13 protein-coding genes and 1 riboswitch are annotated in these 13029 nt (G+C 74.0%); of the genes, 8 read left to right on the top strand and 5 right to left on the bottom strand.

Translation table 11 applies throughout. From position 1 onward, the window contains the following. Positions 1-166 precede the first annotated feature (166 nt). The 3 genes from ABD644_RS20635 (at position 167) to ABD644_RS20625 (ending at position 3329) form a co-directional block, all read left to right on the top strand. Entirely contained in the window at positions 167-469 is a 303-nt protein-coding gene (locus tag ABD644_RS20635) for a hypothetical protein (RefSeq protein WP_344690941.1), read from the top strand. A 319-nt stretch (positions 470-788) separates the two neighbouring features. Next, positions 789-1817: a C40 family peptidase gene (locus ABD644_RS20630; protein ID WP_344690940.1), complete on the top strand. Its 1029-nt coding sequence runs from the start codon at positions 789-791 to the stop codon at positions 1815-1817. A gap of 45 nt (positions 1818-1862) precedes the next feature. Next, entirely contained in the window at positions 1863-3329 is a 1467-nt protein-coding gene (locus tag ABD644_RS20625; protein WP_344690939.1) for an APC family permease, read from the top strand. On the opposite strand, the gene ABD644_RS20620 is transcribed toward ABD644_RS20625, so the two are convergent. Next, entirely contained in the window at positions 3326-3919 is a 594-nt protein-coding gene (locus tag ABD644_RS20620) for a YdeI/OmpD-associated family protein (protein ID WP_344690938.1), read from the bottom strand. The genes ABD644_RS20625 and ABD644_RS20620 overlap by 4 nt on opposite strands. 109 nt (positions 3920-4028) lie before the next feature. On the opposite strand from ABD644_RS20620, the gene ABD644_RS20615 reads away from it, so the two are divergent. Genes ABD644_RS20615 through ABD644_RS20605 form a run of 3 tightly spaced genes read left to right on the top strand, consistent with a single transcriptional unit; the run spans position 4029 to position 6277 of the window. Beyond that, positions 4029-4769 (top strand): histidine phosphatase family protein, encoded by a 741-nt coding sequence (locus ABD644_RS20615; protein ID WP_344690936.1) that lies wholly within the window; start codon positions 4029-4031, stop codon positions 4767-4769. Beyond that, positions 4750-5655 carry an NAD(P)H-hydrate dehydratase gene (locus ABD644_RS20610; protein ID WP_344690935.1) on the top strand — a complete coding sequence of 302 codons (906 nt, stop codon included), beginning with the start codon at positions 4750-4752 and terminating at the stop codon, positions 5653-5655. The genes ABD644_RS20615 and ABD644_RS20610 overlap by 20 nt, the downstream gene beginning before the upstream one ends. Before the next feature lie 40 nt (positions 5656-5695). Beyond that, positions 5696-6277, top strand: coding sequence for a gamma carbonic anhydrase family protein (locus tag ABD644_RS20605; protein WP_344690934.1), 582 nt, complete (start codon positions 5696-5698; stop codon positions 6275-6277). A gap of 69 nt (positions 6278-6346) precedes the next feature. Here ABD644_RS20605 and ABD644_RS20600 read toward each other — a convergent pair whose 3' ends face one another. Genes ABD644_RS20600 through ABD644_RS20590 form a run of 3 tightly spaced genes read right to left on the bottom strand, consistent with a single transcriptional unit; the run spans position 6347 to position 9932 of the window. Further along, positions 6347-7552 (bottom strand): cysteine desulfurase-like protein, encoded by a 1206-nt coding sequence (locus ABD644_RS20600; protein WP_344690933.1) that lies wholly within the window; start codon positions 7550-7552, stop codon positions 6347-6349. A 17-nt stretch (positions 7553-7569) separates the two neighbouring features. Continuing rightward, positions 7570-8637: a homoserine O-acetyltransferase MetX gene (gene metX / locus ABD644_RS20595; RefSeq protein ID WP_344690932.1), complete on the bottom strand. Its 1068-nt coding sequence runs from the start codon at positions 8635-8637 to the stop codon at positions 7570-7572. A 2-nt stretch (positions 8638-8639) separates the two neighbouring features. Next, positions 8640-9932: a bifunctional o-acetylhomoserine/o-acetylserine sulfhydrylase gene (locus ABD644_RS20590; protein ID WP_344690931.1), complete on the bottom strand. Its 1293-nt coding sequence runs from the start codon at positions 9930-9932 to the stop codon at positions 8640-8642. A 42-nt stretch (positions 9933-9974) separates the two neighbouring features. Next, positions 9975-10092: riboswitch (SAM riboswitch) on the bottom strand. 167 nt (positions 10093-10259) lie between these two features. Here ABD644_RS20590 and ABD644_RS20585 point away from each other — a divergent pair. Then, positions 10260-11288 (top strand): zinc-dependent alcohol dehydrogenase family protein, encoded by a 1029-nt coding sequence (locus ABD644_RS20585; RefSeq protein WP_344690930.1) that lies wholly within the window; start codon positions 10260-10262, stop codon positions 11286-11288. A 99-nt stretch (positions 11289-11387) separates the two neighbouring features. Here ABD644_RS20585 and ABD644_RS20580 read toward each other — a convergent pair whose 3' ends face one another. After that, a complete protein-coding gene (locus tag ABD644_RS20580; RefSeq protein ID WP_344690929.1) occupies positions 11388-11738 on the bottom strand; it encodes a hypothetical protein in 351 nt (116 codons plus the stop codon). A 456-nt stretch (positions 11739-12194) separates the two neighbouring features. Between ABD644_RS20580 and ABD644_RS20575 the strand changes: the two genes are divergently transcribed. Further along, a partial coding sequence (locus ABD644_RS20575) for a DUF222 domain-containing protein (protein ID WP_344690928.1) occupies positions 12195-13029 on the top strand: 835 nt, incomplete at its 3' end.

The following is a 13029-nucleotide window of genomic DNA, read 5'->3' as shown; positions in this document are numbered from 1 at the left end:
TGCACCGATGTAATTACGCTCGGTACCGGGACGGCAGCACTGCTACACCCCGCCTTCGGATGACTTCCGTCGCGATCGATCCAGTGACCGCGGAGTCCTGCCGATACCCAGTACGTCACGCCGCGTGTCCTCATCTCGGAGATGGGGACCGTCGAGGGGAGGCTCCGTGAGCAGGAGTCGCAAGCCGTCCGTCTTCCAGGTGGGCAAGGTCCGGGACGACGGCCACACCGTGGTCATCTCCGGGTGGGGGCTGGGCCTCTGCGCCGCGGCCTGCGCCTGCCACCGGCACCCCTCCGCCGGGCACCTCTCCATCGAAGAGGACCAGGCCGGCGGCAAGCTCGGCCTCGCCAGCTACCGCGACGGCGGGTGCGACTGCTGCGAGCCGTGGACCGCCGAGGAGCTCTCCGCCATCCTGCGCGACTTCCGCAGCGTCTCCAGCCTGCAGTCGCAGGAGCCGCTCGCCGGCTGAGGGAGACCCCTCCGGCTCGCACGCTCGCAGCGGGCCGTTCGCACGTGTTCCGGGGCGCCTCGGCACCGCGGCGTGTTCCCGTCGATCGACCCTGCAGTCGATCCGTCCTGCCCTGCCCGCGTCAACCCGTTCCGTCGCCCAGCCTGTGACGGGAGCGGCGGATGGCGCCCCCCGCGACAGGTGTGACGTGCGTGGCGCCAGGGTGAATGTCGCCCAGCGCGCCCCCACTACTTGTCGACAACGGTTGCCTACCGTCCGTTTCCGACGCGCATGGAACGCGGCCCCTTCCCCGGGCCCGGCGCAGCAGACGGAGGCCACGGTGCAGCTCACGCGCTCGACCACCCGGCGTCGTTCGCGCGCGGTCCTCGCTCTCGGTGCGGCCCTCGTCGCCACCGCCACCGGCGTGCTGTCGCCGACGGTCGCCTCCGCCGAGCCCGGGACCGCCGCGGAGGCCATGGCGCAGGTGCGGCAGGCCGCCCAGGAGCTGACCGTCATCGACGAGCAGGTCCACCAGGCCGAGGTCACCGTCGCCGAGCAGCGGGCCACCGCCGACGCGGCAGCCGCCGCCGCCGCCGAGGCGCAGCGGGCCGTCGACGCCTACGAGCCCCAGCTGCGGGCCATCGCGCACAGCGGCTTCACCGGGGAGAACCAGTCGCGGGTCGCCGCGTTCCTCACCAGCGACTCGGCCACCGAACTCGTCCAGCAGATGACGACGCTCGACCTGATCGCCGCGCACACCAACGAGATCATCGCGCAGGTGGCCGCCCTCCAGGACGCCGCCGAGCAGGCCCAGGCCGTCGCCGCCGAGGCCGCCGCCCGGGCCGAGGCCGGGCTCACCGAGCTCCAGGCCCAGCAGGCCGAGGTCCAGGAACGCGTCCAGCAGTACCAGGCCGACTTCGCCCGCCTGTCCGCCGCCGAGCAGGCCGCCGTCGCCACCGCGATCGCCGGTCCCGCGCTGGCCGTGCCGTCCGTCGACGCGCTCCCGCTCGCCCCCGGGAGCGCCGCGGCGATCGCCATCGGCGCCGCGCTGGCCAAGGTCGGCTCCCCCTACGTCTGGGGCTCGTCGGGTCCGACCGGCTTCGACTGCTCGGGACTGACCTCCTACGCCTACCGCGCCGCCGGGGTCGCGCTGCCGCACTCGAGCCGCGCGCAGTCCTCGCTCGGCCGGCAGGTGTCGCGATCGGAGCTCCAGCCCGGCGACCTGGTCTTCTTCTACAGCCCGATCAGCCACGTCGGCCTCTACATCGGCAACGGGATGATGGTGCACGCCCGCACGTTCGGGCAGCCGGTCGCGGTCACCAGCGTCGACCAGGCCGGCTACCGGTTCGCCACCCGCATCGTCGGCTGACCCGCGCCGGTCGGCCCCGGTCGCCCGCCCGGTAGAACGGTCGGCGTGAGCAGCACACCGACGGTGGACCGCACGTCCGGGGGCACCCTGCGCCCCGATGCCGTCGGGTTCCTCGACACCCTGGTCATCGGCCTGGCCTCGACCTCGCCCGCCTACTCGCTGGCCGCCGTCCTGGGCCCGGTGGTGGCGCTGGTCGGCGTGCACGCCCCCGGCGTCCTCCTCGCGTCCTTCGTGCCGATGCTGCTGATCGCCGGTGCGTTCGCCGCTCTCGACCGCGTCGACCCGGACTGCGGGACGACGTTCTCGTGGGTCACCCGCGCCATGGGCCCGTGGGCCGGCTGGATCGGTGGGTGGGCGATCACCATGACCGGCGTCCTCGTCCTCGGCTCGCTGGCCGAGGTGGGTGTCCGCTTCTCGCTGCTCGCCCTCGGACTCGACGGCTGGGCGGAGTCGACGCCCGTCGTCATGGGCCTGTCCGTCGGCGTCATCGTGGTGATGGCGGCGATCTGCGTGCGCGGGACGGAGCTGTCGTCCCGGATGCAGAACGGGCTGATCGTGGCCCAGACGCTCGCGCTGGCCGTCTTCGCCGGCGTCGCGCTCACCCGCGGCGTGCGCGGCGACAGCCCGTTCGGGGCCCTCACGCCGTCGGTCGCCTGGCTGGACCCGTCCGGCGCCGGCGGCGCGGCCCTGACCGGCGGTCTGCTGCTGGGCGTCTTCGCCTACTGGGGCTGGGAGTCGACGGTCAACCTCACCGAGGAGGCCCGGGGGGAGCGGACGCCGGGACGGGCCGCGGTGCTCTCGACGGTGGTCCTGCTGCTCACCTACGTGGGCGTCGCGACGGCGGTCGTCTCCTTCGCCGGCGCGGACTGGCTGGCGGAGAACGCCGACGAGGAGGAGGCGGTGTTCGCGCTGCTGTCCACGGAGGCCCTCGGCGGCTGGGACTGGGTGGTGCTGGTGGCGGTCGCCACCTCGGCGCTCGCCTCCACGCAGACGACGATCATCCCCGCGTCCCGCACCGGCCTGTCGATGGCCCGGCGGGCAGCGCTCCCGCGCCGGTTCGCGCACATCTCGCCGAGCCGGCGCACCCCCGACGTCTCCACCTGGTGGGTCGCCGGCATCGCCGTCGCCTGGTACGTCGGCGTCGGGCTGCTCAGCGAGAACGCGCTGTACGACTCGATCACCGGCCTCTCCCTGCTGATCGCGCTCTACTACGCGCTCACCGGCCTGGCCTGCGCCGTCGCCTTCCGGCGCCGGCTGACCCGCAGCGTGCGCGACCTGCTGCTGCTCGGGGTGGGCCCGGTCGCGGGCGCGGCGATGCTGACCTGGCTGCTCGTCCTCTCGGTGCGCGACCTGGCCGACCCGGGCAACTCCTACACCGGCCAGGCGTGGCTCGGGGTGGGGCCGCCGCTGGTCATCGGGGTCGGCGTGCTGGGCGCGGGCGTGGTCCTGATGCTCTGGTGGCGCCGCCGGGACGCCACCTTCTGGCGCGAGCGGCCCACGATCGAGGTCTAACCGGAGGACGGCGGGTGGATGCGGCGGCCCTCGCGCAGCATCTGCACCAGCGTCGCGATCCGTCTCGCCCGCGTCGCCTCGCTCGCCGCGGTGTGCACCCGCCACAGGACGGCGTACCGGTTGGCGCCGTCCAGCACCTCGAACTCCGCCTTCGCGGCCGGCTCGGCGTCCAGGGCGGCGGCGAGGTCGTCGGGCACGGTGATGTCGGCGGAGCCGGCGTAGGCGCGCTCCCACCGCCCGTCGGCCCGGGCGGCCTCGACGGCGGCGATCCCGGCCGCCCGCAGCCGCCCGGCCTCGAGCAACGCCTCCACCGCGTCGACGTTCTTCTGCGACCAGACGCTGCGGGCCCGGCGCGGCGTGATCCGCTGCAGGTAGAACCGGTCGTCGAGCCGGTTGGACCGCCCGTCGATCCAGCCGAAGCACAGGCACGACTCGACCAGTTCCGCGTAGGTCACCGACGGCACGCCGGCGCCTTTCTTGGCCAGCTGCACGTACAGGCCGGGGGCGGTCGCGTGCTCGCTCTCCAGCCACGCCTCGAGCGCGGCCTGGTCGGGGAAGGCCAGCACGGGCAGGTCGGTCGGCAGCGTCACCGCGCCATCCTGGGCAGCGACGGGCGCACCCGTCCAGGGGGCGGCCGTTTCGCGACGGCGCCCGGCGGCTACCGGGCCGGGGATCGATCCGAGGCGGGGAGGGGTGCACGTGGGCGACCGGGAACCGGGGCCGTCGGTGATCTGGCTGGTGCGGCACGGCGAGAGCATCGGCAACGTGGCCGACGCGCACGCGCAGAAGGCCGGTGCGGGGCGGCTGGAGCTGGACGTGCGCGACCCCGACGTCCCGCTGTCCGACACCGGCCGGTCGCAGGCCGAGGCGCTCGGGAAGTGGCTGGCCGGCCTCCCGGAGGACGAGCGGCCCACGGCGGCCCTGAGCTCCCCCTTCAAGCGGGCTCTCACCACGGCCCAGCTCGCCACCGGTGCCCTGGACGTGCGGGTGCGCACCGACGAGCGCCTGCGCGAGCGCGACTTCGGCGCCTTCGACGGGATGACCGGCGCCGGCATCCGCGAGCAGTTCCCGGACGAGGCCGGCCGGCGTGACCTGCTCGGCAAGTTCTACTACCGGCCGCCGGGCGGGGAGAGCTGGGCCGACGTCGCCCTGCGGATCCGGAGCCTGCTGGCCACCGAGGGCCTGCGCAACGACTGCCAGCGGCTGCTGGTCGTCGCCCACCAGGCCGTGATCATGGTCTTCCGGTACGTGCTGGAGGAGCTGACCGAGCAGGAACTGCTCGCCGTCGACAAGGAGGAACAGGTCGCCAACGCCTCGCTCACCCGGTACGAGCGGGACGACGCCGGGGACTTCCGGCTCGTCACGTTCAACGAGGTGGAGCACCTGGTCACCGAGGCCGAGGACGTCACGAAGGAGCCCGATGCCGCACCGCGCACCTGATGCCGACGGCCCCGACGCCACGCTGGTCACGCCGGAGGTGCTGCGCGGGTGGTCGCTGCCGGATCCGAGCGGCGGGAAGAACGCGCGCGGCTCGATCCTGGTGATCGGCGGGAGCACCGAGACGCTGGGCGCCGTCGTCCTCGCCGCCGAGGCGGCCCTGCGCGCGGGGGCCGGCAAGCTGCAGGTGGCCACGGTCGCCTCGATGGCGCCGTTCGCGGCGCTCGCGCTGCCCGAGGCGAAGGTGCGCCCGCTGCCCGAGACCGGCGGGGGAGCGCTGGGCCCAGACGCCGCTGACGCCGTGCGCGACCTCGCGGAGGCCGCCGACGCCGTCCTGATCGGCCCGGGCATGGCCGACACCGAGGCCACCCAGGCCTTCGGCGAGCGGCTGCTCCCCCACCTGCGCTGCCCGCTGGCCCTCGACGCGCTCGGGCTGGCCAACGTCACCGCCGACGAGACGTGCCTGCACCACCTCGACGGCCGGGTGGTGCTCACCCCGAACCCGACCGAGATCGCGCACTCGCTGCACGTCGACGAGGAGACGATCGACGACGACCCCTCCGGCGCGACCATCGAGCTGGCCCGCCGGGCGCGCGGCGTGGTCGGGCTCGGCGGCGTCACGTCCTGGATCGCCACCCCCGACGGCGACCTCTGGCGGGACGAGAGCGGGGGTGCCGGGCTCGGTGTCTCGGGTGCCGGCGACGTGCGGGCCGGCATCGTCGGCGGGCTCCTGGCCCGGGGCGCGGACCCCGCGCAGGCCGCCGTCTGGGCCGCCTGGCTGCACGGTCGGACGGGGGAGCGGCTGGCGTCGTCGGTCGGGAAGCTGGGCTTCCTCGCCCGCGAGCTGCCGCCGGAGATCCCCCGAGCCCTCGCGGAGGTCACCCCCTGACTGCCAGACTCACCGCCGACGTGCGAACGAGGAGGACGGCGTGACGAGCGACAACTACATCGCGGAACTGCCCTTCGGAGCCCCGAAGATCGACGACGACGCCTTCGTCGCGCCGACGGCGGTCGTGGTGGGCGCGGTGACGATGGGCGCGGAGGCGAGCATCTGGTACGGCGCCGTCGCCCGTGCCGACCACGAGACGATCGAGATCGGCGAGCGCTCCAACATCCAGGACGGCTCGACCCTGCACTCCGACCCCGGCTTCCCGCTGGTGGTCGGCCGCGGCGTCACCGTCGGCCACCGCGTCGTGCTGCACGGCGCGCGCATCGACGACGACGTCCTGGTCGGCATGGGCAGCGTGGTGATGAACGGCGCGCACATCGGCACGGGCTCGATCGTCGCCGCCGGCGCGGTGGTGACTCAGGGCAAGGAGTTCCCGCCGCGCTCGGTCATCGCCGGCATGCCCGCCAAGGTCGTCCGCGAGGCCACCGACGAGGACCTGGCGCACATCCGGTGGAACGCCGCCGAGTACTACGAGCGGCTGCCGCAGGCCCGGAAGGTGCGCCCGGTCGTCCGCCGCCCGCTCCCCCCGGCGGGCTGGGTGCCCGACGACGGCATGCCCTGATTCCGCGACGAGATCTGCACACTCGCCCCTTTCAGAGCTCTGAACCGGGCGGATGTGCAGATCTCGCGCTCAGGAGGCCAGCCACTCCCGCAGGCCGGTGACCAGGCGCTCGACGTCGTCGGCGTCGCTGTAGGGCGCCAGCCCGGCGCGCAGCCCCCCGGTGTCGCCCAGCCCGAGCCAGCGGCTGGCCTCGATGGCGTAGAAGGACCCCGCCGGGGCGTTGACCCCGCGCTGGGCCAGGAACCGGTAGGCGTCGGCGGCGTCGCGGCCGTCGAACGTGAGCAGCAGGGTCGGCGTGCGATGCGCCGCGCGGGACCACAGCGTGACGGCGGGCAGCGCTGCCAGGCCGGCCTCCAGGTCGGCGCGCAGCCCGTCCTCGTATGCCTCGACGGCGGCCATCGACGCCAGCACCCGCTCCCGCCGGCTGCCGGTCGCGGCCGGGTCGAGACCGGCGAGGAACTCCACCGCCGCCGTCGTCCCGGCCATCAGCTCGTAGGGCAGGGTGCCCAGCTCGAACCGCTCGGGCACCTCGTCGGTCGACGGCAGCAGCTTGTCCGGTGCCAGCCTCGCCAGCAACGCGGGGTCGGCGGCCAGGACTCCGCAGTGCGGGCCGAGGAACTTGTACGGCGAGCAGGTGAAGAAGTCGGCGCCCAGCGCCGCGACGTCGATCGGTGCGTGCGCGGTCAGGTGGACGCCGTCGACGGCGAGCAGCGCGCCGGCCGCGTGGGCGCGAGCGGCGATCTCCGCCACCGGCGGGCGCGTGCCGATCAGGTTGGAGGCCCCGGTGACGGCGACCAGTTTCGTGCGGTCGGTGAGCACCGCGGCGACGTCGTCGGCGGTCAGCTCGCCGGTCGCGGGGTCGAACGCGGCCCAGCGCACGGTGGCCCCGGCGCGTTCGGCCGCGATCACCCACGGCCGGATGTTGGCGTCGTGGTCGAGCCGGCTCACCACCACCTCGTCCCCGGGGCCCCAGCCGGCCGCGAGCGTCCGGGCCAGGTCGAACGTGAGCTGGGTGGCGCTGCGGCCGAAGACGATCCCGCGGGGGTCGGCGCCGAGCAGGTCCCCGATCGCCCGCCGTGCCTCGAGCACGGTGTCGTCGGCCAGCCGCTCGGCTGCGGTGACCCGCCCACGGTTGGCGATCGGTGACATCAGCAGGTCGGCGACCGCCCGGGCCACCGGCTCCGGCACCTGCGATCCGCCGGGTCCGTCGAAGTGCGCCGTCCCGGCCTTGAGCGCGGGGAACTGGGCGCGGACCGCCGCGACGTCGTAGCTCATGGCCCGACGCTAGCCAGTCAGCCCAGCAGCTCCCGCAGCAGGCCGCCGACCGCGTCGACCTCGATCAGGAAGCCGTCGTGGCCGTAGGGCGAGGAGATCACCCGCAGCGGGACGCCGAGACCGTCGGCCACCTCCTGTTGCAGCGCCAGCGGGTAGAGCCGGTCGCTGTCGACGCCGGCGACCAGGGACCGCGCCGTCACCCGGGCCAGCGCCGCGGCGACGCCGCCGCGGTCGCGGCCGACGTCCCAGGTGTTCATGGTCTCGGTCAGCACGACGTAGCTGCCGGGGTCGAACCGGCGGGCCAGCTTGTCGGCGTGGTGGTCGAGGTAGGAGGCGACGGCGAACCGGCCGTCGTCCTGCACGCTGTTGCCGAAGCGCTCGCCCAGCTCGAAGGCGCTGCGGTAGGTCAGGTGGGCGATCCGGCGGGCGATGCCCAGCCCGTCGACCGGCGGGTCGGCCGGGTCGTAGTCGCCCCCGGACCAGCGAGGGTCGGCCCGGACGGCGGCCTGCTGGGTGGTCTGGGTGCCGATCTGGTCGGCGGTGGCCACGGCACCCGACGCGAGGAAGAGCAGCGTCTCCACCCGCTCGGGCAGCGCGACCGCCCACTCCAGCGCGCGCATGCCGCCCATCGAGCCACCGACGACGCAGGCCCACCGCGCGACGCCGAGCGCGTCGGCCACCGCCGCCTCGACGCGCACCTGGTCGCCGACGGTCACCTCCGGGAACCGGGAGCCCCAGCGGCCGTCGTCCGGCGCGAACGAGGACGGGCCGGTCGTCCCCTGGCAGCCGCCGAGGACGTTCGGGCAGACGACGAAGAACCGGCCGGTGTCCAGCGCCCGGCCCGGCCCGATCAGACCGTCCCACCAGCCGCCGGTCGGGTGCCCGGGGCCGGCCGGGCCGACGACGTGGCTGTCACCGGTCAGCGCGTGCTCCACCAGCACGGCGTTGGAGCCGTCGAACGATCCCCAGGTCTCGTAGGCGACCCGCACGCCCGGGAGCTGCCCGCCCCGCTCCAGCGGGAACGGGCCGGGCAGGTCGAGGAAGCGCCGGTCACCGACCGGATCCCCCTCGACCCACCCGCCCATCGTCAGGCGCTCTTCGCCGCGCGGAAGCCCGCCTCGAGGTCGGCCAGGATGTCCTCGATGCCCTCCAGGCCCACGGCCAGCCGGACCAGACCCGGGGTGACGCCGGTGGTCAGCTGCTCCTCGGCGGTCAGCTGCGAGTGCGTCGTCGACGCCGGGTGGATGACCAGGCTGCGCACGTCGCCGATGTTGGCCACGTGGCTGTGCAGCTCCAGCGCCTCGACGAACTTCTGGCCGGCCTCGCGACCGCCGTGCAGCTCGAAGGTGAGCACCGCGCCGCCCCCCTTCGGGGCGTACTTCTGCTGCGCCGCATGCCACCTCGACGACGGCAGGCCCGGGTAGTTCACCGCGTCGACCTCGTCGTGGGTCTCGAGCCACTGCGCCACCGTCAGCGCGTTCTCGACGTGCCGCTCCATGCGCAGCGACAGCGTCTCGATGCCCTGGACGACGAGGAACGCGTTGAACGGCGAGATCGCCGGACCGAGGTCGCGGAGCAGTTGCACGCGGGCCTTGAGCGCGTAGGCCGGCGCACCGAGGTCCTTGTAGACCACGCCGTGGTACGTCGGGTCCGGGGTCGTGAAGCCGGGGAACCTGCCGCTGGACCAGTCGAACGTCCCGCCGTCGACGATGATCCCGGCGATCGCGGTGCCGTGGCCGCCGAGGTACTTGGTGGCCGAGTGGACGACGACGTCGGCGCCGAACTCGAACGGCCGGATCAGGAACGGCGTGGCGATGGTGTTGTCGACGATCAGCGGGACGCCGTTGCGGTGCGCGACCGCGGCCACGGCCTCGATGTCGAGGATGTCGCCCTTCGGGTTGCCGATCGTCTCGCCGAAGAACGCCTTGGTGTTGTCCTGGACCAGCGCCTGCCACGCCTCGGGGTCGTCGGGGTCCTCGACGAAGGAGACCGTGATGCCGAGCTTGGGCAACGAGTGGTGCAGCAGGTTGTAGGTGCCGCCGTAGAGGGACGCCGAGGCGACGACGTGGTCGCCGGTCTCGGCGACGTTGAGGATCGCCAGCGTCGTCGCCGACTGGCCGCTCGACACCGCCAGGGCCGCGACCCCACCCTCCAGCGACGCCACGCGCTGCTCCAGCGCGTCCTGCGTCGGGTTCATGATCCGCGTGTAGATGTTGCCCATCTCGGCCAGCGCGAACAGGTCGGCGGCGTGCTGGCTGTCGCGGAACTGGTAGGCGGTGGTGGCGTAGATCGGCAGCGCGCGAGCGCCGGTGGTGGGGTCGGGGCTGGTTCCGGCGTGGATCTGCCGGGTCTCGAAGCTCCATGCCTGGGGGTCGGTCACGCGCCGTCTCCTCTCGTCGCGGAGAACCCGCGGCGCGCAGGAGCTCCGTCCTTGCCCCCGCGGCGGGCGCCGCGAGAGCCGGCTCTTCCCCTGGAGCACCTCAGACGGAGTAGAGGTTGCCGGGCAGCCAGCCAGGTGCTTGTCGCTGCCTCTCGTGAGCCAGACCCGATCCTAGGTGGCCCGATGTCCCACGTGAAACACCGGTCCCACTGTGTGGACGCCGGGGCGGACGGTCTGGCCGACGGCGGATGCCGCGTTGCGGCCCCCGGTGCCGCGGTGCGGGGCGGCCGGGGCGACCACACGGCGGCACCGGGCAAGCTGCACCCTGTGCGCGCGCTGATGTTCGACTCCTTCGCCGGCCCGCTCCGGGTGGAGACCCTCTCCGATCCGGTTCCCGCCCCCGGTGGGGTGGTCGTCCAGGTCGGTGCCAGCGGGATCTGCCGCAGCGACTGGCACGCCTGGCAGGGCCACGACCCCGACGTCGTCCTGCCGCACGTGCCGGGTCACGAGCTCGCCGGGACGGTTGCGGCCGTCGGCGGGGGCGTCACCCGCTGGTCCGTCGGCGACCGGGTGACCGTTCCCTTCGTCAACGCGTGCGGCCGCTGCGCCCAGTGCGCCGCCGGCGAGCACCAGGTGTGCGCCCGGCAGACCCAGCCGGGTTTCACCCACTGGGGCTCGCTGGCCGAGTACGTCGCGCTCGACGCCGCGGACGTCAACCTGGTGGCGCTGCCCGACGGGCTCGACGACACCACCGCGGCCGCGCTCGGCTGCCGCTACGCGACCGCCTTCCGCGCGGTGACCCAGGTCGCTCGGGTGCGGGCCGGCGAGTGGGTTGCGGTGCACGGCTGCGGGGGTGTCGGGTTGTCCGCCGTGCAGATCGCCGCCGCGGCCGGCGCCCGCGTCGTCGCCGTCGACGTGTCCCCCGGCGCGCTGGAGCTGGCGCGGGCGCTGGGCGCCGAGCACGCGGTCGACGGGGCGGGCGACGTCCCGGCTGCCGTCGTCGAGCTCACCGGCGGCGGCGCGCACGTCTCGCTCGACGCCCTCGGTGCGCCGGTGACGTGCGCGAACTCGATCCGCAGCCTCCGCCCGCGCGGCCGGCACGTGCAGGTGGGCCTGCTGCCGCCGGCGCAGGGGCGCGCCGACGTGCCGATGGAGCGGGTCATCGCCCTCGAGCTGGGGGTGCTGGGCAGCCACGGCATGGCCGCGCACGCCTATCCCGAGCTGCTCGGTCTCATCGCCGCGGGCCGGCTGGACCCGCGCCCGCTGGTCACCCGGGAGATCGGCCTGGAGCAGGCGGCCGGCGCGCTCGCCGACGTCGGACGCGAGCCGGGCATCGCCGTCGTGACGAGATTCTGAGTACGGCTAATGAGGGTGATCGCATCGGGCTAACTGCCCGTCGCGGACTCGCCCAGAAGGCGGCCTTAGGGACACCGCCAGGACGCCCGGGCGGGGGTTCTAGCCTGCAGCTCGCTCGAATTGGATGAGGACTTCTGTTGGCCACTGCTCGTCGTCGGAGCGGACCGTGAATCGGTAGGAGCCCGGTGCGACGGCCATCTGGATGGGTTCGTCCCACGACGAAGTCCTCGCGATGACCCGGCCCGACGGAGCGGCGAAGTCTCCCGTGGCCAGAAGCTCTGGCGTTCGGCTGCTTTCGGCGGACTCGTCGAACACGACGCGCAGACCGACGTCACCTTCTGCTTCGGGAAGTCCCCGAACGACAATCGTGCTGGCGGTCGCGAAGACCACCTGGGCCGACGGATCGAACTCGGGCAGATCTTCGTCTGCGCCATCGTCATACAGGTACACGTGTGACCATTCGAGGCCATACGTCCCTTCTGCGATTGGCATCGCAGCCGCTCCTGTCCCGAGATGTAGGGCACGTCCGTTTGGGCATCCATGCAGTCGAGAGCATCGGATCGCGCCCGGCCCAACGTATCGGCTGGAGCAGCCCTCACCGCACCAAAGGGGACCGAACCGCCTGGTGTCCCTTAGTGGGCCGGTTAGGGCGAGCTACGCGGGCTCCCCGGGCGAAACGTCCTGGCTGCATCTTGGGCGGTGGCCGACGTCGGGCGTCAGCCGGGCATCGCCGTCGTCACCAGCTTCTGAGGGCGGCAGCGGGGTGCGGTGGTGGACGAGGACATCGAGCCCCATTCCGGTGCGACGCACCCTGCCCGGCGGGGTCGTCGCGCCCTTCCCGCCGCCCTGACCGAAAGCGCAGGTCGTCGGCGGGAAACTGTCGTACCCCTTCCCTAGGTTGTGGGTGTGCCTCGGGTTTCCGGTTCCTCGACGTTCGAGGGTGTGCTGATCGACTGGTCGCTGGGCCAGCCGGTCGAGCTGCCGGGGCTGCCGGTGGAGTTGTTGTCGAAGCGGCAGGCGGCCGCGGAGTTGGCCCGGCGGCAGCGCCGGCAGGCGATGGACGCCGCCTACGAGGCGGAGCTGATCCTGCGGCTGGCCGAGCTGACCCCCGACGGCGACGACCCGCAGCCCGGCGCCCCGGGAACACGCGCGCCGGGCTGGTCGGCCGGGGAGGATCCGGTGGGGGTGAGTGAGTTCTTCGCCGGGGAGCTGGCGCTGGTGCTCAACCGAGGCCGCGGTACCGCGAGGCATCTGCATCACCGGGCGTTGGCGTGGCGGGAGAACCTGCCCGCCACCTACGCGGCGCTGGCCGCCGGCGACCTGGACGTGGCGCGGGCGGGCGCGCTGGCCGACGTGCTCGGCACCACCCGCCCCGAGCTGGCCCGGGCGGTCGAGGCCCGGCTGCTGCCCGAGGCGGTGGACCTGTCGGTGGCCCGGCTGCGGGCCCGCGCGCTGGAGCTGCTGGCCGAGCTGGACGCCGTCGCCGCCGACCAGCGCCGCGAGCAGGCCAAGCGCCGCGCCGACGTGTTCCTGCAGCCCGGTCACGATGGCATGGCCACCCTGGGCGCGGAACTGTCGGCCGACGAGGCCGCGGAGGCCTACGCGGTCATCGATCAGCTCGCCCGGCTGGCGAAGGCCGACGGCGACGAGCGGCCGATCGCGGCGATCCGCACCGAGCTGTTCTCGCTGCTGCTGCGCCGCCCCGGCGGGCACGGCCAGCCCGGCGTGGCCGCGCAGCTGA

It is taken from the genome of Blastococcus jejuensis (genome assembly GCF_039534705.1).
Lineage (GTDB): Bacteria > Actinomycetota > Actinomycetes > Mycobacteriales > Geodermatophilaceae > Blastococcus_B > Blastococcus_B jejuensis.
The sequence above is the reverse complement of the archived record's forward strand: the minus strand, read 5'-3'. Positions and strand labels throughout refer to the sequence as shown.